Consider the following 22671-nt stretch of genomic DNA (forward strand, 5'->3'; position numbering starts at 1 on the left):
CCGCATGCAAGCGGCAGCCGGCTTCATCCTGATGAACCTGGTCCTGCCGCTGTGGATCGCGGCCGGCCTGGCCGACTGGCACTGCCATCGCCGCACCGGCATCGCGGTCACCAGCGGGCTGGGGGAGAACCTGCTGCACTGGCTGATGCTGGCGGAAATCGGCGCAGCGATGGCGGTGGTGGCCTGTTTCGAGCTGAACGCGGCGGTGCTGGGCGTGGTCGCGGGCGTGTTCCTGGTCCACGAGGCCACGGTGTACTGGGACCTGCGCTACAGCACGATCCGCCGCGACGTCGGGCCGTGGGAGCAGATGGTGCACAGCTTCCTCGAACTGCTGCCGCTGCTGTCGCTGGCGCTGCTGGCGCTGCTGGCCTGGCCGCAGGCGCTCGCGATGGTGCGGCTCGGCGACGAAATGGCCGACTGGGTGCTGCGCCCGCGCGCGCAGCTGCTGCCGCAGCCCTACCTGGCGGTGGCGCTGGCGGCGATCGTGGTGTTCAACGTGCTGCCGCTCATGCAGGAGACCCGGTCCTGCCTGCGCGCGAGGCCGCCGCGGCGGCGCAAGAAGCCGGTCACGCCGGCGCCCTCACCGGATCCGGCGCAGGCGCCGAGCCCGCCGCGCGCCTCCAGGACGCCGGCGCCACCGGGGGGCCGGCCGCCACGCGTGGAACCCCAGCTGGACCCTCGCGTCGAGCCGCGCCTGGAGCCGCGGCTCGATCCGCCGCCACCGCCACGGCCGCAGCCTACGCCCCCGCCTACGGCTCGTACTCCTGCGAGCCCTGCACCCAAATGAAGGACTGCAGGTCGATCATGTCGCGCGCCTTGAAGCCGGGACGCCGCTCCAGGTCGCGCCGGATGATCGCGGCGAACGTCTGCAGCGACTGGTAGACCGGCCAGGCCGGTTGTGGGCGGTACTGGAAATCGAAGCCGTAGGCGTGCGCGGCGCGGCGCGTCACCATGGGCTTGAGGAACAGGTGCTTGTCCGGCCGCGCGAGGAAGCCGAACACGGTGACGATCGGCCAGGTGAGCACCGGCGCCTCGCGGCGCGGCAGTTCGGCCACGGCCTGCAGCCAGTCCTGGAAGCGGCGCTGCGGCGAGCCGCGGCCCCACAGGAAGCCATAGAGCTCGGTGGCGAACAGCCGCGCGCCGGCCTGGCTCTTGACCGCATCGCGCAGGGCCATCTTCTCGAAGGAGAACAGCAGGTTGGTGCGCGATTCGACGCGCACGGCCGTATCGGCGATCTGCCGGAACTCGCCGCGCGCGAGCAGCTTGCGGAACGCCACCGGGCCGAGCTGGCCCTGCCACTCGAGGTGCGCGCGCTCCTTGTAGGAACGCTCGGCGACCTGATAGGTCTCGTCCTGAAAGCCGTCGGGGTAGAACAACTCGAACTTGCGGCGGCACCGCGCGGCCCCGAGGTAGTTGACGTTGCTGGCGCGTGCGCCGGAGAGTGGATAGGTGAGTGATGCGAGGCCTGCCATGTCGAGCAGTTTTTGGTCGGGCCCAAGCTCAGCCTTGTCGGAAGAACGCCCGGCTCCGTGTAGGACTTAGACGGACGGCATCAAGCGCAGCCGGGTGATCTCAGAAGGCGCGCCAAAGCGCTTGGGCGGACCCCAGTAGCCGGTGCCACGGCTGACATAGACCCACAGCTGTTCCAGGCGGTGCAGCCCGGCCGTGAACGGCTGCTGCAGGCGCACAAAGAAGTTCCAGGGCAGGAACTGGCCGCCGTGGGTATGCCCCGACAGTTGCAGGTCGAAGCCCGCGCGCTGCGCCGCCGGTGCCGAGCGCGGCTGGTGGGCCAGCAGCACCTTCACCCCGGCGTCGGCCGGCGCCCCGGCCAAGGCGGCCAGTGGGTCGCTGCGGTGCGCCTCGTCGAAGTGGCCGCCGCTGTAGTCCGGCACCCCGGCCAGCACCAGCTTGGCGCCGCTGCGCTGGATGACCACATGCTCGTTGTGCAGCACGCGGATGCCCAGCCGCGACAGCTCGGCGATCCACGGCCCGGCACCGCTGTAGTACTCGTGATTGCCGGTGACGAAGAAGCTGCCGTCGCGCGCGGCCAGCTGAGCCAGCGGCGCCACATGGCCGCCGAGCTCGGCAACGCTGCCGTCGACCAGGTCCCCGGTGATGGCGACCACATCGGGCTGCAGCCGGTTGACGGCCTCGACAATGCCCTCGACATAGCGCTGGCGGATCGTCGGCCCGACGTGCACGTCGCTGATCTGCACGATGGTGAAGCCGCGCAGTGCGGCGGGCAGGCCCTTCACCGGGACGTCCACCGTGACGACCCGCGCGATCCGGCGTGCGTTCCACAGGCCCAGCAGCGTCACCGCCCCGGCGGCCAGCACCGCCGCCCGCGCCGACCAACGCGCGAGCGGTGCCAGCGGCCAGGCCCCCGGCGCCAGCGCCTGCAACAGCGTCGCCAGCAGCAGCGCGAGGTCGCGCAGCAAGGTGGCCACCAGCAGCGACGAGAACAGCCCCATGAAGAACAGGCCGACGGCGGCCACGGTGTCGGCCAGCCGGCCGCGCGCGATGCGGCGCGCGAACATGCCCGCAGGCACCAGCAGCGCCGACAGCGCCAGCAGCAGCGCGAACAGGACGGCGCCCCAGGGGCTGTCCAGCGCCGGAACGATGCGCAGGCCGATGTACAGGTGCAGGGCGGCCGACAGGCCGAGAAGGATGATGAGCGACATACGGGGGTGGGGTGCGCAAGGCTACTTCGGATCTGGGGGCGTGCTCTTAGTTGGACATTAGCCGCCCGGGACGCGCACTCATCTTGATCAGCTTGATCAAACCGTCGGCCCGCGGTTTCATCGGCTCGCCAGGGCCGGAGCGGAATGGACAATGACTTGAGACAGAGGGAGCTGGCCGGCAGCATTGCCGCAACGTCGGCGCGACGTCGGGCCCGGGTGACTTTCAGTGCACGGTCAGCCGTTGCAAAGCGCAACCCTCCCTTCAGGGGGTGGGTTCAGCCGTGGTCGCATCAGGTAAGCTCGCGGTCCGCAGTTGCAACCATTTCGACTAACGAGGAGACACGTCCATGCAAACTGGTGTTCCCGCCGAAGCCACGGCGGTTGAAACCCGTGTTGCCGGCACACCCGACACGGCCACGAAGCCTTTGCTGATCGGCGTTCCCAAGGAAACGGCGGCGGGCGAGAAGCGCGTCGCGACCGTCCCCGAGGTCGTCGAGAAGCTGATCAAGCTCGGCTTCCGGGTGCAGGTGCAGTCCGGCGCCGGCGATGCCGCGAACTTCGGCGATGAGACCTATCGTGCGGCCGGCGCCGCGATCGTCGACAGCGCCGCCAGCCTGTGGGCCAGCTCCGACATCGTTTTCAAGGTGCGCGGCCCGACGGCCGAGGAAGTGGGGCTGCTGCGCGAAGGCGGGACGCTGATCGGCTTCATCTGGCCGGCGCAGAACCCCGAGCTGATGACGCAGCTGGCGGCCAAGAAGGCCACCGTGCTGGCCATCGATTCGCTGCCGCGCCAACTCTCGCGCGCCCAGAAGATGGACGCACTGACCTCGATGGCCGGCATCAGCGGCTACCGCGCCGTCATCGAGGCCGCCAACGCCTTCGGGCGCTTCTTCAACGGCCAGGTCACCGCCGCCGGCAAGATTCCGCCGGCCAAGGTCTTCATCGCCGGCGCCGGTGTGGCCGGCCTGGCGGCGATCGGCACCGCCGCCAACCTGGGCGCCATCGTGCGTGCCAACGACACGCGCGCCGAGGTGGCCGACCAGGTGGTGTCCCTGGGCGGCGAATTCGTGAAGGTCGACTACGAGGAAGAAGGCTCGGGCGGCGGCGGCTACGCCAAGGTGATGAGCGAGGGCTTCCAGCAGGCGCAGCGCGAGATGTACGCGAAGCAGGCCAGGGAGTCGGACATCATCATCACGACCGCCCTGATCCCGGGCAAGCCCGCGCCGAAGCTCATCACCGCCGAGATGGTCAGGAGCATGAAGCCGGGCAGTGTCATCGTCGACATGGCGGCCGAGCAGGGCGGCAACTGCGAGTTGACCGAGCCCAATCAGGCCGTGGTCAAGCACGGCGTGACCATCATCGGCTACACCGACCTGGTCAGCCGCCTGGCCAAGCAGTCCTCGACGCTGTACGCCACCAACCTGTTCCGGGTGGCCGAGGAACTGTGCAAGACCAAGGACGGGGTCATCAACGTCAACATGGACGACGACGCCATCCGCGGCCTGACCGTCATCAAGGAAGGCAGCGTCACCTGGCCGCCGCCGCCGCCCAAGATCCCGGCGGCCGCGCCGCAGGCCAAGCCCGCCGCCGCGCTGGCAGCGGCGTCCAAGGGGCACGGCCACGGCAGCAGCGAGCCGATGTCGGCCAAATCCCTGGCCATCGTGTTCGGGGTCGGCGCGCTCGCCTTCCTGCTGGTCGGGATGTACGCGCCGGCCAGCTTCCTGTCGCACTTCACCGTGTTCGTGCTGGCCTGCTTCGTCGGCTACATGGTGATCTGGAACGTGACACCCTCGCTGCACACCCCCCTGATGAGCGTCACCAACGCCATCTCCTCGATCATCGCCATCGGCGCGCTGATCCAGGTGGCGCCGCCGCTCACCGGCGCCACGACGGACCGGCCGACGCTGTGGATCCTCGGCATGGCCGTCCTGGCGCTGGCGCTCACGGCCATCAACATGTTCGGCGGCTTCGCGGTCACGCGGCGCATGCTGGCGATGTTCCGCAAGCACTAAAAAGGAGACGGACATGAACGCAAGCCTTTCCACCGTCGCCTACATCGGCTCCACCATCCTGTTCATCCTCAGCCTGGGCGGGCTGTCGAGCCCCGAGACCGCGCGCCGCGGCAACCTGTTCGGCATCATCGGGATGACCGTGGCCGTGCTGGCCACCGTGTTCGGCCCGCGGGTGACGGCCGGCGGCTACGCCTGGATCATCGCGGCGCTCGTCGTTGGCGGCGCCATCGGCCTGCTCGCCGCGAAGAAGGTGCAGATGACGCAGATGCCGGAGCTCGTCGCGCTGATGCACAGCCTGGTGGGCCTGGCCGCCTGCCTCGTGGGCTTCGCCAGCTACGTCGACACGTCGACCGTGTTCGCGACGCCGGCCGAGAAGTCGATCCACGAAATGGAGATCTACATCGGCATCCTGATCGGCGCCGTGACCTTCTCCGGTTCGATCATCGCCTTCGGCAAGCTGTCGGCCCGGATCGGCGGCAAGCCGGTCCTGCTGCCGGGCCGCCACTGGATCAACCTGCTCGGCCTGCTGGTCGTGATCTGGTTCGGCCGCGCCTTCCTGCAGGCCGACAGCATCCAGGCGGGCATGACGCCGCTCATCGTGATGACCGTGATTGCGCTGCTGTTCGGGATTCACATGGTGATGGCCATCGGTGGCGCCGACATGCCGGTGGTGGTCTCGATGCTCAACAGCTACTCGGGCTGGGCCGCGGCCGCCACCGGCTTCATGCTGAGCAACGACCTGCTGATCGTGGTCGGCGCGCTGGTCGGCTCCTCCGGCGCGATCCTGTCGTACATCATGTGCCGCGCGATGAACCGCAACTTCCTCAGCGTCATCGCCGGCGGCTTCGGCACCGGCGGCGGCGCGCCCGCGGCGGCGGCGGCCGGTGCGCAGCCGGCGGGCGAGGTGGTGCCGATCAGCGCGGTGGAAACCGCGGAGATGCTGCGCGAGGCCAAGAACGTGATCATCGTGCCCGGCTACGGCATGGCGGTGGCGCAGGCCCAGCATACCGTCTGCGACATCACCAAGCTGCTGCGCGAGCACGGCGTCAACGTGCGCTTCGGCATCCATCCGGTGGCCGGCCGCATGCCCGGCCACATGAACGTGCTGCTCGCCGAGGCGAAGGTGCCCTACGACATCGTGATGGAGATGGACGAGATCAACGAGGACTTCCCGGAAACCGACGTGGCCATGGTGATCGGCGCGAACGACATCGTGAATCCGGCGGCGCAGGAGGACCCGACGAGCCCGATCGCCGGCATGCCGGTGCTGGAGGTGTGGAAGGCCAGGCACTCCATCGTCATGAAGCGCAGCATGGCTTCGGGCTATGCCGGCGTGGACAACCCGCTGTTCTACAAGGACAACAACCGCATGCTGTTCGGCGACGCGAAGAAGATGCTGGACGAGGTCATGGGCGCGCTGAAGGACTGATCCACCGTGTTCGTGTTCGTGCCGAAAACAGGATGAAGGCTGTCGAATAGGGGACAGCCTCTAGCATCCTTAGGGGAAATCCAAGGGGAAACCCCCGGTCCAGGCAGCGCACAATCCGTGCGCTGTTTTTTTTTGTTCCTCGAGACGGATGCAAGCAACAATGAGCGATCTGAACGCACGCCCGTGGCTGGCCTTTTATTCCCCCGGCGTGCCTGCCGACATCGACCCGTCCGGGTATGGGTCGCTGATCCAGCTGATCGAGGAGGGCTTCCAGAAGTACGCCGACCGCACCGCGTACAGCTTCATGGGCAAGGAGTTCAGCTACCGCGACACCGACGCCCAAAGCGCCGCCTTCGCGGCCTACCTGCAGGGCCTGGGGCTGGCCAAGGGTGACCGCGTGGCGATCATGATGCCCAATGTGCCGCAGTACCCGGTGGCGGTCGCCGGCATCCTGCGCGCCGGCTGCGTGGTGGTGAACGTCAACCCGCTGTACACCCCACGCGAACTGGAGCACCAGCTCAAGGACTCGGGCGCCAAGGCCATCATCATCATCGAGAACTTCGCCGGCACGCTGGAGAAGTGCATCGCCCACACGCCGGTCAAGCATGTGGTGCTGGCGGCGATGGGCGACCGCCTCGGGACGCTGAAGGGCGGGCTGGTGAACTACGTGGTGCGCAAGGTCAAGAAACTGGTGCCCGCCTTCACCCTGCCGGGCGCGGTCCGCTTCAACGACGCGCTGGCGCAGGGCCGGCGCGCCACCTTCCGCAAGCCCGAGATCAACAGCGACGACGTCGCGGTGCTGCAATACACCGGCGGCACCACCGGCGTGTCCAAGGGCGCGGTGCTGCTGCACCGCAACGTGATCGCCAACGTGCTGCAGTCCGAAGCCTGGAACCAGCCGGTGATGGCCAAGGTGCCGGCCGGCGAGCAGCCCACCGGCGTGTGCGCGCTTCCGCTGTATCACATCTTCGCCTTCACCGTCGGCATGATGCTGTCGATGCGCACCGGCGGGAAACTGATCCTGATCCCGAACCCGCGCGACCTGCCGGCGGTGCTCACGGAGCTGTCGAAGCAGACCTTCCACAGCTTCCCGGCGGTGAACACCCTGTTCAACGGGCTGGCCAACCATCCCGATTTCAGCAAGGTCGACTGGAGCCACCTCAAGGTCTCGGTCGGCGGCGGCATGGCGGTGCAGGGCGCGGTGGCCCAGCGCTGGCTGGAAAAGACCGGCTGCCCGATCTGCGAAGGCTATGGGCTGTCGGAGACCGCGCCCTCGGCCAGCTGCAATCCGGTGACCAGCACCGAATTCAGCGGCACCGTCGGCTTGCCGCTGCCCTCGACCTGGATGAAGTGCATCGACGACGAGGGCCGGGAAGTGCCGGTCGGCGAGCGCGGGGAGATCGCGATCAAGGGGCCGCAGGTGATGGCGGGCTACTGGCAGCGCCCGGACGAGACGGCCAAGGTCATGACCACCGACGGCTACTTCAAGACCGGCGACATCGGCACCATGAACGAGCGCGGCTACTTCAAGATCGTCGACCGCAAGAAGGACATGGTGGTGGTGTCGGGCTTCAACGTCTATCCGAACGAGGTCGAGGACGTGGTCGCCATGCTGCCGGGCGTGCTGGAGTGCGGCGTGGTCGGCGTGCCGGATGAGAACACCGGCGAGGCGGTAAAGCTGGTCGTCGTCAAGCGCGATCCGCAGCTGACGGAAGAGCAGATCCGCGAACACTGCCGAGCCAACCTCACCGCCTACAAGCAGCCGCGGGTGATCGAGTTCCGCACCGAACTGCCCAAGACCCCGGTGGGCAAGATCCTGCGGCGCGAGCTGCGCAACGGCAAATAGCCCGCAACTTCAGCTTCCGCGGGCTCGTCCGCGGTGACAATCTGCCTCGATGCTCCGATTCCTGCTCACGCGGTTCTCGCTGATCATCCCGACCTTCTTCGGGATGACGCTGCTCGCCTTCTTCCTGGTGCGGCTGGTGCCGGGCGACCCGATCGAGACCATGGCGGGCGAACGCGGCATCGACGCCGCGCGCCACGCGCAGCTGGTCAAGGAATACGGGCTGGACCGGCCGATCCTGGTGCAGTACGGCATCTACATCGGCCGCGTGCTGCACGGCGACCTGGGCAAGTCCATCATCACGCAGGAGCCGGTGATCCGCGAGTTCATCGCCCTGTTCCCGGCCACGGTGGAACTGGCGGTGTGCGCCATCCTGTTTGCGCTGCTGCTGGGCATTCCGGCCGGCATCATCGCGGCGGTGCGGCGCAACTCGGTGTTCGACCACGGCGTGATGGCGACCTCGCTCACCGGCTACTCGATGCCGATCTTCTGGTGGGGCCTGCTGCTGATCCTGCTGTTCTCGGTGCAACTGGGCTGGACGCCGGTGTCGGGCCGGCTGTCGGTGCAGTACTTCATCGAGCCGCACACCGGTTTCCTGTTGATCGACTCACTGCTGTCGGACGACAAGGGCGCCTTCCGCTCGGCGCTGCAGCACCTGATCCTGCCGGCCATTGTGCTGGGCACCAACCCGCTGGCGGTGGTGGCGCGCATGACGCGCTCGGCCATGCTCGAGGTGCTGGGCGAGGACTACATCCGCACCGCGCGCGCCAAGGGCCTGCCGCCGCTGAAGGTGGTGGGCGTGCACGCGCTGCGCAACGCGCTGATCCCGGTGGTGACGGTGATCGGCCTGCAGGTGGGCGTGCTGTTCACCGGCGCCATCCTGACCGAGACCATCTTCTCCTGGCCCGGCGTCGGCAAGTGGCTGATCGAGGCCATCCAGCGCCGCGACTATCCCGTGCTGCAGGGCGGCATGCTGCTGCTGGGCGCGGTGGTGATGCTGGTCAACCTGCTGGTCGACGTGGCCTACGGCGTCATCAACCCGCGCATCCGCCACTAAAAGCACCCGCATCATGGCCGCGATTCCTTCCCCCGTGACCCTGCCGGCCGTCCCGCCCGGGCCGCTGCGCGAGTTCTGGATTTCCTTCCGCGCCAACCGCGGTGCCGTGATGGGCATGCTGGTGGTGCTGGGCCTGCTGCTGCTGGCGCTGCTGGCGCCCTGGATCGCCCCGCATGCGCCGCACGAGACCAACAGCGCGGCCTTCCTCAGGCCGCCGGCATGGCAGGCCGGCGGCTCGGCGCAGTACCTGCTGGGCACCGATGCGATCGGCCGCGACATCCTGTCGCGCCTGATCTGGGGCGCGCGCCTGTCGCTGTCGATCGGCCTGGGCGTGGTGGCGATCTCGGTGGTCGTCGGCATCGCGCTGGGCCTGGTCGCGGGCTTCGCGCGCGGCGTGGTCGAGATCGCGATCATGCGGATGATGGACATCGTCCTGACCCTGCCCAGCCTGCTGCTGGCCATCGTCATCGTGGCCATCCTCGGCCCCGGGCTGGTGAACGCGATGCTGGCGGTGGCCGTGGTGCTGCTGCCGCACTACGTGCGCATCACCCGCGCCTCGGTCGTGGCCGAGGTGTCCAAGGACTACGTGACCGCCGCGCGCGTCAGCGGCGCCGGCACCCTGCGGCTGATGTTCAGCGAGGTGCTGCCCAACTGCGCGGCGCCGCTGATCGTGCAGGCCTCGCTGGGCATCTCCACCGCCATCCTGGACGCCGCGGCGCTGGGCTTCCTGGGCCTGGGCGCGCAGCCGCCCTCGCCCGAGTGGGGCACCATGCTGGCCGACGCGCGCGAGTTCGTCCTGCGCGCCTGGTGGGTCGTCACCTTCCCCGGCCTGATGATCCTGGTCGCGGTGCTGGCCTTCAACCTGATGGGCGACGGGCTGCGCGACGCGCTCGATCCCAAGCTCAAGCGATGAAAATGTGCCCCCACGTTCGCCCACTGCGTGTAGCTCTCTGCCCCCCGAGGGGGCGCAAGCCTCCTAGAGGCGGCTCGTCGGAGGCTTGATCATGGCATTGCTTGAAATCGAAGACCTCCACGTCGAGTTCCCTTCGCAGGGCGCCGTGATGCATGCCGTCGAGGGCCTGAGCCTCACCGTCGAGGAAGGCGAAGTGCTGGGCATCGTCGGCGAGTCCGGCTCGGGCAAGAGCGTCACCATGATGGCGCTGATGGGGCTGATCGGCTTCCCGGGCCAGGTGCGCGCGAAGAAGCTGCGTTTCGCCGGCCACGACCTGCTGGGCATCAGCGACAAGGAGCGCCGGCGCCTGGTGGGCAAGGACATGGCGATGATTTTCCAGGAGCCCACCACCAGCCTGAACCCCTGCTTCACCATCGGCTACCAGCTGATGGAGGCGCTGCGGCTGCATTCGCCGCTGGACAAGGCGGGCGCGCGGCGCCGCGCCATCGAACTGCTGGAGCAGGTCGGCATCCCGGCCGCGCACACCCGGCTGGACGATTTCCCGCACCAGATGTCGGGCGGCATGAACCAGCGGGTGATGATCGCCATGGCGATCTCCTGCAACCCGCGCCTGCTGATCGCCGACGAGCCCACCACGGCGCTGGACGTGACCATCCAGGCGCAGATCCTGGACCTGCTGCGCAACCTGCAGAAGGAGCGGGGCATGGCGCTGGTGCTGATCACCCACAACATGGGCGTGGTCAGCGAAATGGCCGGGCGCGTGGCGGTGATGTACGCCGGGCAGGTGATGGAGCAGCGCCCGGTGGCCGAGCTGTTTGCCGACCCGCAGCATCCCTACACCGAGGCGCTGCTGGCGGCATTGCCCGAGCGCGGGCCGGCGGGCCACCGGCTGGCGACGATTCCCGGCGTGGTGCCCGGGGTGTTCGACCGGCCGGGCGGCTGCCTGTTCGCTCCGCGCTGCGCCTATGCGACGCGCCATTCGAAGGACGTGCGTCCGGAGCTGCGCGACTGGCGTGGCGGCCAGGTGCGCTGTCACTATCCCCTCGGCGACGCCGAGCGGCACGAAGCGATCGAGCGCGACGGGCCGGTGCAACTGGAGACGCTCGCATGAGCTGTACGGCCGCTCCGAAGGCTCATGGCGCCGCAGCCCGCAGGGCGGAGGCTATCGAATGAAACCGGTTGTCCAAGCCAATGGGCTGCGGCAGGTCTACAAGATACGGCGTGGCATGTTCCGCGAGCCGGCGCAATTGCAGGCCGTTGGCGGCGTCTCGTTTGCGATCGAAGCCGGCAAGACGCTGGCGGTGGTGGGTGAGTCGGGCTGCGGCAAGTCGACGCTGGCGCGCATGGTGTCGCTGATCGAGAAGCCCGTCGGCGGCGAGCTCATCCTCGACGGCACGGATGCGGTGCACACGCCGATGGCCGACCGGCGTCGCCTGCGCCAGGCGGTGCAACTCGTGTTCCAGAACCCTTACGGGTCGCTCAATCCGCGCAAGAAAATCAGTGCGGTGCTCGAAGCGCCGCTGGAGATCAACACCAGCCTGTCGAAGGCCGAGCGCGCCGAGCGCGCCCGGGCGATGCTGGCGCAGGTGGGCTTGCGGCCCGAATATGCTAACCGCTACCCGCACATGTTCTCGGGCGGCCAGCGCCAGCGCATCGCGATCGCCCGCGCGCTCATGCTCAACCCCAAGCTGCTGGTCGCCGACGAGCCGGTGTCGGCCCTGGATGTGTCGATCCAGGCCCAAGTGCTCAACCTGCTGGCCGACCTGCAGCAGCAGTTCCGTCTCGCCTACCTCTTCATTTCGCACGACCTGTCGGTGGTCAGGCACATCGCCCACGAGGTGCTGGTCATGTACCTGGGCCATGTGATGGAGCAGGGGCCCAAGGCCGAAATATTCGAGCGGCCGGCGCATCCCTACACACAGGCGCTGCTGGCCTCCACGCCCGGCGTCGGGCCACGCGACACCAAGCGCATCGTGCTTCGCGGCGAACTGCCGTCTCCGCTGAATCCGCCCAGCGGCTGCGTGTTCTCCAGCCGCTGCCCGTACGCGGTGGAGCGCTGCAGGGCGGAGCGACCGCTGGAGCGCGTCGTGGGCGGCACCCGGCTCGCCGCCTGCCACTTTTCCGAGCAGTTCCTGGACTCGGGCTTTCCCGATGTTCGGGCTGCTGCGCCTTTACCGGCATCAGCCACTGCCGATAATGCTGTTCTCCCCGGCTAACCGCCATACCAATATCAATAGCAACATCCCACAAGGAGACACGTGATGAAACTGACCCGCTATCGCAAACACTTCGCGATCGCTGCCTTGGCGCTCGCCGCGGCCGCGGGCGCCGGCGCCAAGACGCTGGTGTTCTGCTCGGAAGGCAGCCCCGAAAACTTCTATCCCGGTGTCAACACCACCGGCACCTCGTTCGACGCCGCCGAGCCGATCTACAACCGCATCGTCGAGTTCGAGCGCGGCGGCACCAAAGTCACGCCGGGGCTGGCCGAGAAGTGGGACATCTCCGCCGACGGCAAGGTCTACACCTTCACCCTGCGGAAGGGCGTGAAGTGGCACAGCCACCGCGCCTTCAAGCCCACGCGTGACTTCAACGCCGACGACATCATCTTCTCGATGGATCGCCAGGGCAAGGAGAGCCACCCCTTCTTCAAGGTCACCAGCTCCAACCATTCGTACTGGAACGACACGGGCATGCCGCGCCTGGTGAAGGCCATCGAGAAGGTGGACGACTACACCGTGCGCATCACCCTGAACTCGCCCGAGGCGCCGTTCCTGGCGAACCTGGCGATGCCGTTCGCGGCGATCCAGTCCAAGGAATACGCGGACGCGATGCTCAAGGCGGGAACGCCCGAGAAGATCGACCAGGAGCCGATCGGCACCGGCCCGTTCTACCAGGTGCAGTACCAGAAGGACGCGGTGATCCGCTACAAGTCCTTCCCGCAATACTGGGGCGGCAAGGCCAAGATCGACGACCTGGTGTACTCGATCACGCCGGACGCCTCGGTGCGCTGGGCCAAGCTGCAAAAGGGCGAGTGCCATGTCATGCCGTACCCGAACCCGGCTGACCTGGAGGCGATGATGAAGGACCCGAAAGTGCAGATCCTGGACCAGCCGGGCCTGAACGTCGGCTACCTCGCCTACAACGTGACCAAGAAGCCGTTCGACGACGTGCGCGTGCGCAAGGCCGTGAACATGGCAATCAACAAGAAGGCGATCCTCGACGGCGTCTACCTGGGATCCGGCATCGCCGCCAAGAACCCGCTGCCGCCGTCCATGTCGGCCTACAACGACGCGATCAAGGACGACCCGTACGATCCGGAAGGCGCCAAGAAGCTGCTGGCCCAGGCCGGCCATCCCAACGGCTTCACCACCGACCTGTGGGCCATGCCGGTGCAGCGCCCCTACAACCCGAACGCCAAGCGCATCGCCGAGCTGATGCAGGCCGACCTGGCCAAGGTCGGCATCAAGGCCGAGATCAAGACCTTCGAGTGGGGCGAGTACCGCAAGCGCATGCAGGCCGGCGAGCACCAGATGGGCATGCTGGGCTGGACCGGCGACAACGGCGACCCGGACAACTTCCTGGCCGTGCTGCTGGGCTGCGAGTCGTCCAGGACCAATGGCTCGAACGTGGCCAAGTTCTGCCACCAACCCTTCGAGGACCTGATCCAGAAGGCCAAGAGCGAATCCAAGCCGGCGGAGCGCGACAAGCTCTACAAGCAGGCGCAGGTGATCTTCAAGGAGCAGGCGCCCTGGTTCACCATCGCCCACGCGGTGCAGCTCAAGCCGGTGCGCAAGGACGTGGTCGACTTCAAGCTGTCGCCGTTCGGCCGCCACAGCTTCTACGGCGTCGACATCAAGGAATAAACTTCTGCGACCGTTCCTTGTTGGGATAGGTCAAGAAGCCCGGCGAGAGCCGGGCTTCTTTTCTTTGGAAAGGCTGATATGCGCACGGCAATCGTCTCCGCGATGCACGAGGAACTTTCGGCGGTCCTGGACCTGATGCCCGACGAGCAGCGGCAGGAAGCGGCCGGGCGGGAGTTCTGGGTGGGGCACCTGCACGGGCAGGACGTGGTCGCCGTGCTGTCGCGGATCGGCAAGGTGGCGGCGGCCACCACCGCGGCGGTGCTCATCGAGCGCTTCCGGGTCGACCGCATCGTGTTCACCGGGGTGGCCGGCGGGCTGGCGCCCGGCGTGAACCGCGGCGACGTGGTGGTTGCCGAGGCCTTCCTGCAGCACGACCTGGACGCCTCGCCCATCTTCCCCAAGTACGAGGTGCCGCTCTACGGCCTGGAGCGCTTCGCCACCGACGCCCGGCTCACGGCCGAACTCGAGGCCGCCGTGCGGCGGGCCCTGCCGGGCACGCGGCTGCACCGCGGGCTGGTGGCCAGCGGCGACCGTTTCGTCTCCACCACCGCCGAGAGCCTGGCGCTGCAGGCGGCCTTGCCCGATGCGCTGGCGGTCGAGATGGAGGGGGCCGCGATCGCGCAGGCCTGCCACGATTTCCGCGTGCCCTTCGCCGCGGTGCGCACCGTGTCCGACCGCGCCGACGACGAGGCCCACGGCGACTTCGTGAGCTTCATCCGCGAGGTCGCCAGCCGCCATTCGGCGGCGATCGTGGAGGCCTTGCTCAGCGCAGGCTGACCGTCAGGCCGAGCGTCCAGTTCGATGCGCGCTCACCGTGCAGCTGCTGGGCGCGGCTCAGGTCGAAGGCCCACTGCTCGCTGGCGAACCAGCGCGCGCCGGCGCGGACGAAATGCGTGGCGTCCAGCAGGTAGCGCTCGACGGTGAATGACCAGGCCCTGACCGGGGTCCAGTCGAGCGCCGCGCCGTGGCGGGCCTGGTCGGCCTGTCCGTGCAGCAGGTCGCGGCCGGCGTTCAGGTGGAACGCGAGTGCCTCCATCGGCATCCAGGTGAGCAGCGCGGACACGCCGGTGCCCGCGTAGCGCGGCGGCTCCCGCGTCTGCCCGACGGGCGACACGGACAGTCCCGCATGCCACCCCGGCGCGAACTCGCGGGCCAATTTCAGCTGGGCGCCATAGAAGGTATTCGTCCGGCCGGCTTCGCGCACCGGCTCGGCCGCGATGCCGATCTCGAGCCCGGCGACCCCGCACTGCCCGCCGAGGCGCAGCGCCTGGTTGCCGCGATCGCTGCGCGTGATCCAGCTCTCGATTTCGCACTCGCCGGGGCCGAGGATGATGGCGTCGTCCACCGCATGATGCCCGCCCGCCGCCCACAGCGGCGCGCCGGCCAGGGCGGCGGCGGCCAGCAGCACGGCGCGCGCGCAGTCCTTCACTTCAGCCAGCCGCGCTTGCGGAAGTACCACATTGGCACCAGCGCGCTGGCGGCCATCAGCACCAGGATGTAGGTGTAGCTCGCGCCGGAGCCCAGGAAGGCAAGCTCGGGGAACTGCAGGTTCATGCCGTAGATGCTGGCGATCAGCGTCGGCGGCAGCAGGGCGACGCTGGCCACCGAGAAGATCTTGATGATCTTGTTCTGGTTGATGTTGATGAAGCCGACGGTGGCATCCATCAGGAAGTTGATCTTGTCGAACAGGAACGCGGTGTGGTTGTCCAGCGACTCGATGTCGCGCAGGATCTGGCGCGCGTCCTCGAACTGCCCGGAGTTGAGCATGCGGCTGCGCATCATGAAGCTGAGGGCGCGGCGCGTGTCCATCACGTTGCGCCGGATGCGGCCGTTCAAGTCCTCCTGGCGCGCGATGTCGCCCAGCACCTCGCCGGCCAGCGTGTCAGTCACGTCGCCGGAAAGCACCTGCTTGCTGACTTTCTCCAGCTCGTCGTAGATGCCTTCGAGGGTGTCTGCCGAGTATTCCGCGTCGCCGTCGAACAGCTTGAGCAGCACGTCCTTGGCGTCCTCGATCAGGCCCGGGGCGCGGCGCGCCCGCAGGCGCAGCAGCCGGAACACCGGGATGTCCTCGTCATGGATGGAGAACAGCACCCCCTTGCTGCGCAGCGCGTCGTTCATCTCGTTCAGGATGAAGGCGGCGCGCACCGTGCGCGGCTCCTCGTCGTCGGCGATCAGGAAGTCGCTGCGGATGTGCAGCTCGCCGTTGTCCTCTTCATAGAAGCGCGCGGACTCCTCGATGTCCTCGTCCATCGCGTCCTCGGGAATGGACAGCCCGAAGTATTGCTTGACCCAGCGCTTTTCCTCGAGCGTGGGCGATTCCAGGTCCACCCAGATCGGCTGGAACCGGGACAGTTCCTCGAGCGATTCGATCTCTTCCTGGAACAGGCGCCCGTTGGCGAGCGTGAAGACATTGAGCATGGCTCACTCCGTGACTTGCTGTAGTTATCGGCGTTGGGGGCAAAGGTCTGCTTTCAACGCCGCAAGGGGCACGGACGTTGAAAGCTACCGACTAGGGTAGGTTTCCAAGGAACCATCTCCGAAAGTTGGGATGCGCGATTATGCCGCGCTACAGCTGTCCGGCGCAGCCCGCCGCGACGGCGGGCGGGCCGGTATCGAGGGCCCGCAGCGCGCGCCGGATGACGGTTTCATGAAGCGCGGAAGGGGCCGGCGCCCGGCGCGGGGTGCCCGCGCAGCGCCAGGGCTCGTCCGGCTGCTTGGGGCGGCCGGTCAGGCCAGGCAGGTGCTGCCGGGCGGCAACTCCTGGCCAAGCCCCGGCGCGCCCCCGGTGCAGGCGGCCCGGCCTTCTCGTACGGGCGCCGGAAGCGGGCGTGCCGGGGGTTGGGCGGTGGCGGGGCCGCCGGCGCCGGCCCGGCGGCGAGCTGAGGCAGGACTATTCCTACAGGCAGCGGCCGAGCTGTCCGACATACCCGCTCATCTGCGCCACCTACAGTCGGTCCTGTCCCATCGGTAATGCCGCACCGGGGGCAATGAAGGAGATCTGAATGATCGAGCTGGCGAATGACCCGAAGGCGAGCCCCCCTGGGGGCTGGCGCGCCACGGCCGCTGGCGAGAACAGGAAGACCCCTCCCGATATGAAACCTGGCCGCGCCGCCTCCACTTGGCCGTTCCCGAGCCGCTATGCGGCACGACCGGCGCAGCAGGACCTGCGCAAGCCCGCGGCCAACGACAGCGGCAGCTGAAAGCACGGAGAAAGACTGGACCATGGCTAACGATTCGAAGCACCAGGAGCGTTGGGTCGACACCCCGCGCGACAAGCCGATCGCCGAGCGCACCGAACATGCCAACCTGGATCGCCCGGGCGCGCAGGCCCACCCGCGTGCCGCCCGCGACTGGCGCGAGTACCTGCAGCCCGTTTCGGCCTGGCGCCTGCGCTGACATGCGCGCCTGCGGCAAATGACCAGCGGCCCGTGAGGGCCGCTTCGTTTTTGCGGCGCGCGAACCCAGGAAGAATATTCCCGAAATCCGTGCTTGTCACGACGGCCCGTGGCGTCCCCGACACGGCGTGGGACCTTGACCCAGAACAATTGCTTTTCCGAATCGCCCGGCGCATAGTGGTTTGACCATCAGGCAGCACCGATAACAAGCATCACCCGGCCGCCGGCGGACGCGGCGGCCTCATTCCCCCCCTCGACGTAACAGGAGGCTCATTCATGAACTTGACGATCAGCGGTCACCACCTCGAAGTCACTCCCGCGCTTCGCAATTACGTGACCACCAAGCTTGATCGCATCACTCGGCACTTCGATCAGGTCGTCGACATCAGGGTGCTGCTGACGGTCGACAAACTCAAGGAAAAGGAGCGACGACAGCGCGCCGAATGCAAGATCCACGTCAAGGGCAACGACATGTTCGCCGAGAGTTCGCATGAAGACCTCTACGCCGCCCTGGATGAGCTGGTCGACAAGCTCGACCGGCAGGTCGGCAAGCACAAGACCCGGGTCCAGGACCACCACCGGGAAGCACCGAAACGTTTGATGTAATGTGGGTGTAGTTTTCCCGCCAGAGGCGCCCTCCGGGCGCCTCTTGTTTTTGGGGCGGGCGTTCCCGGGCGTGCACCGGCCGAGGTGCATAATCGTTATGCCCGAACCATGAACCGTCTTGCGTCCATCCTGCCCGCCGCTCAGGTCCTCGTGAGCGTCGATGCCACCAGCAAGAAGCGGGCTTTCGAGGAAGCCGGCCTCCTGTTCGAGAATCTCCACGGCCTCTCGCGCGCCCTGATCACCGACAGCCTGTTCGCCCGCGAACGCCTGGGCTCGACCGGGCTGGGCCATGGCGTGGCGATCCCGCACGGGCGCATCAAGGGCCTGAAGGCGCCGATGGCGGCGCTGTTCCAGCTGGCCCAGCCGATCGGCTTCGACGCGCCGGACGAACAGCCCGTCGTGCTGCTGATCTTCCTGCTGGTGCCGGAGGCGGCGACGCAGAAACACCTGGAAATCCTGTCGGAGATCGCCGAGCTGCTCAGCGACGCGCCGCTGCGCGAAAAGATCAAGGCCTGCAGCGATGCGGCCGAGCTGCACCGCCTCATCGCCACCTGGCAATCCGCCCAACCGTGAGCATGTTGCCCCCACGCTCCCCCACTTCGTGTGGGTCGCTGCCCCCCAAGGGGGCCCTCGCGGCTAGGGGCGGCCCGTCGCCGCTCGAGGTAGCGCCCAAGTTGAAGCTCTGGTGTTGATCGGATGAAACCAACCGTCGTCAGCGCGGACGTCCTGTTCGAAGACCACCGGGCCCAGCTCAAGTGGGAATGGGTGGCGGGGCTGGGGGCTTCCGAGCGTCGGTTCGATGAGGTCGCCGTGCGTGCCGCGCGCTCCGGCGCCGACCTGGTCGGCTACCTCAACTACATCCACCCCTACCGGGTCCAGATCCTGGGTGAGCGGGAAGTCGCCTACCTGACCAATTCGACCGCCGACGATTGCGCCCGCCGGATCGCCCGCATCGTCACCCTGGAGCCGCCGGTGTTGGTGCTCACTGACGGCCAGACCCCGCCCGACGCGCTGCTGTCCATGTGCGAGCGGGCGCAGATCCCCATGTTCGCGACGCGCGAGCCTTCGGCTTTCGTGATCGACGTGCTGCGCGCCTACCTGTCCAAGCACTTCGCCGAGCGCACCTCGATGCACGGCGTGTTCATGGACATCCTGGGGCTGGGCGTGCTGATCACCGGCGAGTCGGGCCTGGGAAAGAGCGAACTCGGCCTGGAACTGATTTCGCGCGGCAACGGGCTGGTGGCCGACGACGCGGTGGACCTCTACCGCATCAACCAGACCACGATCGAAGGGCGCTGTCCGGAACTGCTGCAGAACCTGCTCGAGGTGCGCGGCATCGGCCTGCTGGACATCCGCGCCATCTTTGGCGAGACGGCGGTGCGGCGCAAGATGCGCCTGAAGCTGATCGTGCACCTGGTGCGGCGCGAAACGCTGGAGCGCGAATACGAGCGCCTGCCCTACGAGCCGCTCACCCAGGACGTGCTGGGCGTGCCGGTGCGCAAGGCCGTGATCCAGGTGGTGGCCGGCCGCAACATTGCCGTGCTGGTGGAGGCGGCGGTGCGCAACACCATCCTGCAGCTGCGCGGCGTCGATACCTACCAGGAATTCGTGGAGCGGCACCGCCGCGCCATGGAGCAAGGCGGGTAGCAGGCGGCCGCAAAGCTACTGCGCGGGGCGATCTTGGGGCCTGCGGTGCTCAGCGTACCCTCGTACGCTTCCGCTCCTCGACCCCAACCTCGGCCCGCTCGCTACGCTTTTCGGCAGCCTGCTACGGCCGGCGTCACTTGGGCCTGTTGGGGCAGGACTCCTTGGTGCAGTGGGCGTACAGGCTCAGCGCATGGTCGGCGATGCGGAAGCCCTTGGCCTCGGCCACGGCGTTCTGTCGGCGCTCGATCTCGGCGTCGTAGAACTCCTCCACGCGGCCGCAGTCCAGGCACACCATGTGGTCGTGGTGCGTGCCCTCATTCAGCTCGTACACCGCCTTGCCGCTTTCGAAGTGGCTGCGCGTGAGGATGCCGGCCTGCTCGAACTGCGTCAGCACCCGGTACACGGTGGCCAGGCCGATGTCCGCGTGGTCCTGCAGCAGCACGCGGAACACGTCTTCGGCCGTCATGTGCCGCTGGCCGCCCTTCTGGAAGACGTCCAGGATCTTCAGCCGCGGCAATGTGGCCTTCAGGCCGGTGCTCTTGAGTTCGTCGATGTTGGACATGCGCTTCCCTCGGCAGGGCCTCCGGGGCCTGCCGCTACAATCAATCGATCATATCGCCACGGCTTAGCCCATGCCCGCATTCTCCCTTCGCGCAGCGCGACCGGCCCTGGCCGCCGTCGTCGCCGTCCTGGCTGCCGCCGGATGCAGCAGTTTCGACAGCGCTTCCCGGCAGATCGCCGGCGTGGTCACGCCCTACAAGATCGAGGTGGTGCAGGGCAATTTTGTCTCGCGCGAGCAGGTCGAGGCCCTCAAGCCCGGCATGAGCCGCCAGCAGGTGCGTGACATTCTGGGCACGCCGCTGGTCGCGAGCGTGTTCCACTCCAGCCGCTGGGACTACGTGTTCACCATCAAGCGCCAGGGCGTGCCGCCGCAGCAGCGCAAGCTGGCCGTGTTCTTCAACGGCGAGGCGCTCGAGCGCTTCGACGGCGACACCATGCCCAGCGAGTCCGAGTTCGTGGCCACCCTGGACAACAAGCGCCAGGGCGCCAAGGTGCCGCCGCTCGAAGCCAGCGAGGAGAGCCTGAAGCGCTTCGCGCAGGAGCGCAAGGCGCCCGCGCCCAAGCCGGCCGCCGCGGCCGAGCCGGCGCCGGTGACGGCCAACTACCCGCCACTGGAAGCCCCGGCCCGCTAAATCCCCATGGCGACCGCACCCAACCTGCACAGGATCGCGGTGGCCGGCGCCAGCGGGCGCATGGGCCACATGCTGATCGAGGCGATCCGCGCTTGCGCCGATTGCCAGCTCGCCGGCGCGCTCGATGTCCCGTCGAGCCCGGCGATCGGCAACGACTCGGCGGCCTTCCTGGGCTTGGCGAGCGGCGTGCCGGTGACGGCCGACCTGCGCACCGGCCTGGCCCAGGCGCAGGTGCTGATCGATTTCACCCGGCCGGAAGGCACCCTGGCCCACCTGAAGGTCTGCCGTGAGCTCGGCGTCAACGCGGTGATCGGCACCACCGGCTTCACTTCGCTGCAGAAGGACCAGGTCGAGGCGGCGGCGCGCGACATCGCCATCGTGATGGCGCCGAACATGAGCGTGGGCGTGAACGTCACCCTCAAGCTGCTGGAAATGGCGGCCAAGTCGCTGTCCACCGGCTACGACATCGAGGTGATCGAGGCGCACCATCGCCACAAGGTCGACGCGCCCTCGGGCACCGCGCTCAAGATGGGCGAGGTGATCGCCAGGGCGCTGGGCCGCGACCTCGACAAGTGCGGCGTGTTCGCGCGCGAAGGCGTGACCGGCGAGCGCGACCCGCAGACCATCGGCTTTTCCAGCATCCGCGGCGGCGACATCGTGGGCGACCACACCGTGCTGTTCGCCGGCACCGGCGAGCGCATCGAGATCACGCACAAGTCGGCCAGCCGCGCCACCTACGCGGAGGGCAGCCTCCGGGCGGTGCGCTTCCTGGCCGGCAAGCGCCAGGGCATGTTCGACATGTTCGACGTGCTGGGCCTGCGGTGAGCCTGGCTGACCTGTTCACCCAGGGCGACGCCGTCACCCGGCTGGTGACCGTCGTGCTGCTGGCCATGTCGGTGGCCAGTTGGGTGGTGATCCTGTGGAAGGGCTGGCTGCTGCGGCGCGCCGTGCGCGACGTCGGCCGCAGCACCGCCGCCTTCTGGCAGTCACCTTCGGTGGCCGAAGCCCAGCAGAAAGTCGGCGCCTTCGATCGCGAGGCGCTGGTGCTGCCCCTGATCGCCGCCACCCAGGCCGAGGCCCCGGGCTCGCTGGCCGCCGCCGGCGACCGCTCGCAGCAGCTCACCCGGGTGCTGCGCGACGCGCTGCACGGCGTGATCGACAAGTTGCAGTTCGGCCAGGTGCTGCTGGCGACCGTGGGGTCCACCGCGCCCTTCGTCGGCCTGCTGGGCACCGTCTGGGGCATCTACCACGCGCTGTCCGGCATCGCGGTGGCCGCCCAGATCACCATCGACAAGGTGGCCGGCCCGGTCGGCGAGGCGCTGATCATGACCGCCGCGGGGCTGGCCGTGGCCATCCCGGCCGTGCTGGGCTACAACATCTACGGCCGCCTGATCGGCCGCATCGAAGCGGACCTCGAAGGCTTCGCGCGCGATCTGCGCGAATTGCTGACCCACGATGGGGGCACCGAAATGACGCGTGTGGGAGCCTTGAGCGCCGCCGCGCCGCCCCAAGGCGCGAGGGCCCCCTCGGGGGGCAGCGCAGGACACGAAGTGCCGAGCGTGGGGGCCTGATCCGATGGCCTTCGGGCGGCTCGAACGCACCACGGGCCCGCAGCCCATGAGCGACATCAACATGACGCCGCTGGTGGACGTCATGCTGGTGCTGGTGGTGATCCTGATCATCACCGCGCCGCTGCTGGCCAGCTCCATCCACCTGGACCTGCCCAAGGCGCAGGGCGCCAAGCCCAACGATGCGCCGCAGTCGGTCACCGTGGTCCTGGACAAGAGCGGCCAGGCCTTCCTCGATGACAAGCCGGCCAGCAACGAGCAGCTGGCCGAGCGGCTGGCGCAGGCGGCCAAGGCCAATCCGGACACCGAGATCCAGCTGCGCGCCGACAGCGGCGTGGCCTACGGGCGGGTGGTCGAGGTCATGGGCGCGGCGCAAAAGGCGGGCCTGAACCGCATCGGCTTCGTCGCCGACCCGGCCAAGTGATCCGCTGACGACCGCCGCCCGGCCGGGAACCGCCGGGGCT

Annotated in this window: 23 protein-coding genes; 18 read left to right on the plus strand and 5 right to left on the minus strand. The window is 68.2% G+C overall.

The features are described 5' to 3' along the window. Positions 1-4: 4 nt before the first annotated feature. Complete coding sequence (locus UC35_RS11160; protein ID WP_061499374.1) at positions 5-787, plus strand: hypothetical protein; 783 nt, start codon at positions 5-7, stop codon at positions 785-787. Here UC35_RS11160 and UC35_RS11165 read toward each other — a convergent pair. Both UC35_RS11165 and UC35_RS11170 read right to left on the minus strand, forming a co-directional pair. Continuing rightward, on the minus strand, positions 750-1472 hold the full coding sequence (locus tag UC35_RS11165) for a hypothetical protein (protein WP_061499377.1): 723 nt from the start codon (positions 1470-1472) through the stop codon (positions 750-752). The genes UC35_RS11160 and UC35_RS11165 overlap by 38 nt on opposite strands. Positions 1473-1538: 66 nt before the next feature. Continuing rightward, on the minus strand, positions 1539-2681 hold the full coding sequence (locus tag UC35_RS11170) for a metallophosphoesterase (protein WP_061499380.1): 1143 nt from the start codon (positions 2679-2681) through the stop codon (positions 1539-1541). Between the two features lie 347 nt (positions 2682-3028). Between UC35_RS11170 and UC35_RS11175 the strand changes: the two genes are divergently transcribed. From UC35_RS11175 to UC35_RS11215, 9 genes are all read left to right on the plus strand, one after another. Next, positions 3029-4693 carry a Re/Si-specific NAD(P)(+) transhydrogenase subunit alpha gene (locus UC35_RS11175; protein WP_082793049.1) on the plus strand — a complete coding sequence of 555 codons (1665 nt, stop codon included), beginning with the start codon at positions 3029-3031 and terminating at the stop codon, positions 4691-4693. 13 nt (positions 4694-4706) lie between these two features. Beyond that, positions 4707-6122 (plus strand): Re/Si-specific NAD(P)(+) transhydrogenase subunit beta, encoded by a 1416-nt coding sequence (pntB, locus tag UC35_RS11180; protein ID WP_061499383.1) that lies wholly within the window; start codon positions 4707-4709, stop codon positions 6120-6122. A 169-nt stretch (positions 6123-6291) separates the two neighbouring features. After that, positions 6292-7968 carry a long-chain-fatty-acid--CoA ligase gene (locus UC35_RS11185; RefSeq protein ID WP_145979613.1) on the plus strand — a complete coding sequence of 559 codons (1677 nt, stop codon included), beginning with the start codon at positions 6292-6294 and terminating at the stop codon, positions 7966-7968. A 49-nt stretch (positions 7969-8017) separates the two neighbouring features. Then, positions 8018-9022 (plus strand): ABC transporter permease subunit, encoded by a 1005-nt coding sequence (locus UC35_RS11190; RefSeq protein ID WP_061499387.1) that lies wholly within the window; start codon positions 8018-8020, stop codon positions 9020-9022. A 13-nt stretch (positions 9023-9035) separates the two neighbouring features. Continuing rightward, complete coding sequence (locus tag UC35_RS11195) at positions 9036-9935, plus strand: ABC transporter permease subunit (protein WP_061499390.1); 900 nt, start codon at positions 9036-9038, stop codon at positions 9933-9935. 91 nt (positions 9936-10026) lie between these two features. Continuing rightward, positions 10027-11046, plus strand: coding sequence for an ABC transporter ATP-binding protein (locus UC35_RS11200; protein WP_061503795.1), 1020 nt, complete (start codon positions 10027-10029; stop codon positions 11044-11046). Positions 11047-11104: 58 nt separating this feature from the next. Further along, positions 11105-12151, plus strand: a complete 1047-nt coding sequence (locus tag UC35_RS11205) for a dipeptide ABC transporter ATP-binding protein (RefSeq protein ID WP_061499393.1) — start codon at positions 11105-11107, stop codon at positions 12149-12151. A gap of 45 nt (positions 12152-12196) precedes the next feature. Next, positions 12197-13798 carry an ABC transporter substrate-binding protein gene (locus tag UC35_RS11210; protein ID WP_061499396.1) on the plus strand — a complete coding sequence of 534 codons (1602 nt, stop codon included), beginning with the start codon at positions 12197-12199 and terminating at the stop codon, positions 13796-13798. Between the two features lie 78 nt (positions 13799-13876). After that, a complete protein-coding gene (locus UC35_RS11215; protein ID WP_061499399.1) occupies positions 13877-14575 on the plus strand; it encodes a 5'-methylthioadenosine/adenosylhomocysteine nucleosidase in 699 nt (232 codons plus the stop codon). Here UC35_RS11215 and UC35_RS11220 read toward each other — a convergent pair. Together UC35_RS11220 and UC35_RS11225 are read right to left on the minus strand one after the other, a co-directional pair. Then, positions 14562-15257 (minus strand): transporter, encoded by a 696-nt coding sequence (locus UC35_RS11220; protein ID WP_145979403.1) that lies wholly within the window; start codon positions 15255-15257, stop codon positions 14562-14564. The genes UC35_RS11215 and UC35_RS11220 overlap by 14 nt on opposite strands. Beyond that, positions 15224-16216 carry a magnesium and cobalt transport protein CorA gene (locus tag UC35_RS11225; RefSeq protein WP_061499406.1) on the minus strand — a complete coding sequence of 331 codons (993 nt, stop codon included), beginning with the start codon at positions 16214-16216 and terminating at the stop codon, positions 15224-15226. Before UC35_RS11225 ends, UC35_RS11220 begins: the two co-directional genes overlap by 34 nt. An 804-nt stretch (positions 16217-17020) precedes the next feature. Between UC35_RS11225 and UC35_RS23920 the strand changes: the two genes are divergently transcribed. From UC35_RS23920 to hprK, 4 genes are all read left to right on the plus strand, one after another. After that, positions 17021-17194 (plus strand): hypothetical protein, encoded by a 174-nt coding sequence (locus UC35_RS23920; RefSeq protein WP_158513887.1) that lies wholly within the window; start codon positions 17021-17023, stop codon positions 17192-17194. Between the two features lie 275 nt (positions 17195-17469). Then, positions 17470-17799 (plus strand): ribosome hibernation-promoting factor, HPF/YfiA family, encoded by a 330-nt coding sequence (gene hpf, locus UC35_RS11230; protein WP_061499410.1) that lies wholly within the window; start codon positions 17470-17472, stop codon positions 17797-17799. A 108-nt stretch (positions 17800-17907) separates the two neighbouring features. Next, positions 17908-18372: a PTS sugar transporter subunit IIA gene (locus tag UC35_RS11235; protein ID WP_061499413.1), complete on the plus strand. Its 465-nt coding sequence runs from the start codon at positions 17908-17910 to the stop codon at positions 18370-18372. 123 nt (positions 18373-18495) lie between these two features. Beyond that, positions 18496-19446, plus strand: coding sequence for an HPr(Ser) kinase/phosphatase (gene hprK / locus UC35_RS11240; RefSeq protein ID WP_061499416.1), 951 nt, complete (start codon positions 18496-18498; stop codon positions 19444-19446). Positions 19447-19579: 133 nt separating this feature from the next. Here the strand turns inward: hprK and fur are convergent, their stop codons facing one another. Beyond that, positions 19580-20008, minus strand: coding sequence for a ferric iron uptake transcriptional regulator (fur, locus tag UC35_RS11245; RefSeq protein WP_061499420.1), 429 nt, complete (start codon positions 20006-20008; stop codon positions 19580-19582). 70 nt (positions 20009-20078) lie between these two features. On the opposite strand from fur, the gene UC35_RS11250 reads away from it, so the two are divergent. The 4 genes from UC35_RS11250 to UC35_RS11265 are packed head-to-tail and all read left to right on the plus strand — an operon-like array spanning position 20079 to position 22631. Continuing rightward, the gene (locus UC35_RS11250; RefSeq protein ID WP_061499422.1) at positions 20079-20639 is read left to right on the plus strand and encodes an outer membrane protein assembly factor BamE; all 561 of its coding nucleotides are present in this window, start codon (positions 20079-20081) and stop codon (positions 20637-20639) included. Positions 20640-20645: 6 nt separating this feature from the next. Then, on the plus strand, positions 20646-21464 hold the full coding sequence (dapB, locus tag UC35_RS11255) for a 4-hydroxy-tetrahydrodipicolinate reductase (protein WP_082793051.1): 819 nt from the start codon (positions 20646-20648) through the stop codon (positions 21462-21464). Beyond that, on the plus strand, positions 21461-22210 hold the full coding sequence (locus UC35_RS11260) for a MotA/TolQ/ExbB proton channel family protein (RefSeq protein WP_061499425.1): 750 nt from the start codon (positions 21461-21463) through the stop codon (positions 22208-22210). Before dapB ends, UC35_RS11260 begins: the two co-directional genes overlap by 4 nt. Before the next feature lie 4 nt (positions 22211-22214). Continuing rightward, positions 22215-22631, plus strand: a complete 417-nt coding sequence (locus tag UC35_RS11265) for an ExbD/TolR family protein (RefSeq protein WP_061499428.1) — start codon at positions 22215-22217, stop codon at positions 22629-22631. Positions 22632-22671 lie beyond the last annotated feature (40 nt).

The organism is Ramlibacter tataouinensis (genome assembly GCF_001580455.1).
GTDB classification, from domain to species: domain Bacteria; phylum Pseudomonadota; class Gammaproteobacteria; order Burkholderiales; family Burkholderiaceae_C; genus Ramlibacter; species Ramlibacter tataouinensis_B.

Excerpts from the sequence above, each read along its gene's own strand:
- dapB (WP_082793051.1), top strand. The coding sequence starts at position 20,646 with ATGGCGACCGCACCCAACCTGCACAGGATCGCGGTGGCCGGCGCCAGC.
- UC35_RS11265 (WP_061499428.1), top strand. The coding sequence starts at position 22,215 with ATGGCCTTCGGGCGGCTCGAACGCACCACGGGCCCGCAGCCCATGAGC.
- UC35_RS11200 (WP_061503795.1), top strand. The coding sequence starts at position 10,027 with ATGGCATTGCTTGAAATCGAAGACCTCCACGTCGAGTTCCCTTCGCAG.
- UC35_RS11175 (WP_082793049.1), top strand. The coding sequence starts at position 3,029 with ATGCAAACTGGTGTTCCCGCCGAAGCCACGGCGGTTGAAACCCGTGTT.
- UC35_RS11215 (WP_061499399.1), top strand. The coding sequence starts at position 13,877 with ATGCGCACGGCAATCGTCTCCGCGATGCACGAGGAACTTTCGGCGGTC.
- UC35_RS11160 (WP_061499374.1), top strand. The coding sequence starts at position 5 with ATGCAAGCGGCAGCCGGCTTCATCCTGATGAACCTGGTCCTGCCGCTG.
- UC35_RS11210 (WP_061499396.1), top strand. The coding sequence starts at position 12,197 with ATGAAACTGACCCGCTATCGCAAACACTTCGCGATCGCTGCCTTGGCG.
- hprK (WP_061499416.1), top strand. The coding sequence starts at position 18,496 with ATGAAACCAACCGTCGTCAGCGCGGACGTCCTGTTCGAAGACCACCGG.
- UC35_RS11170 (WP_061499380.1), bottom strand. The coding sequence starts at position 2,681 with ATGTCGCTCATCATCCTTCTCGGCCTGTCGGCCGCCCTGCACCTGTAC.
- UC35_RS11205 (WP_061499393.1), top strand. The coding sequence starts at position 11,105 with ATGAAACCGGTTGTCCAAGCCAATGGGCTGCGGCAGGTCTACAAGATA.
- UC35_RS23920 (WP_158513887.1), top strand. The coding sequence starts at position 17,021 with ATGGCTAACGATTCGAAGCACCAGGAGCGTTGGGTCGACACCCCGCGC.
- UC35_RS11235 (WP_061499413.1), top strand. The coding sequence starts at position 17,908 with ATGAACCGTCTTGCGTCCATCCTGCCCGCCGCTCAGGTCCTCGTGAGC.
- UC35_RS11195 (WP_061499390.1), top strand. The coding sequence starts at position 9,036 with ATGGCCGCGATTCCTTCCCCCGTGACCCTGCCGGCCGTCCCGCCCGGG.
- UC35_RS11190 (WP_061499387.1), top strand. The coding sequence starts at position 8,018 with ATGCTCCGATTCCTGCTCACGCGGTTCTCGCTGATCATCCCGACCTTC.
- pntB (WP_061499383.1), top strand. The coding sequence starts at position 4,707 with ATGAACGCAAGCCTTTCCACCGTCGCCTACATCGGCTCCACCATCCTG.
- hpf (WP_061499410.1), top strand. The coding sequence starts at position 17,470 with ATGAACTTGACGATCAGCGGTCACCACCTCGAAGTCACTCCCGCGCTT.
- UC35_RS11165 (WP_061499377.1), bottom strand. The coding sequence starts at position 1,472 with ATGGCAGGCCTCGCATCACTCACCTATCCACTCTCCGGCGCACGCGCC.
- UC35_RS11250 (WP_061499422.1), top strand. The coding sequence starts at position 20,079 with ATGCCCGCATTCTCCCTTCGCGCAGCGCGACCGGCCCTGGCCGCCGTC.
- fur (WP_061499420.1), bottom strand. The coding sequence starts at position 20,008 with ATGTCCAACATCGACGAACTCAAGAGCACCGGCCTGAAGGCCACATTG.
- UC35_RS11225 (WP_061499406.1), bottom strand. The coding sequence starts at position 16,216 with ATGCTCAATGTCTTCACGCTCGCCAACGGGCGCCTGTTCCAGGAAGAG.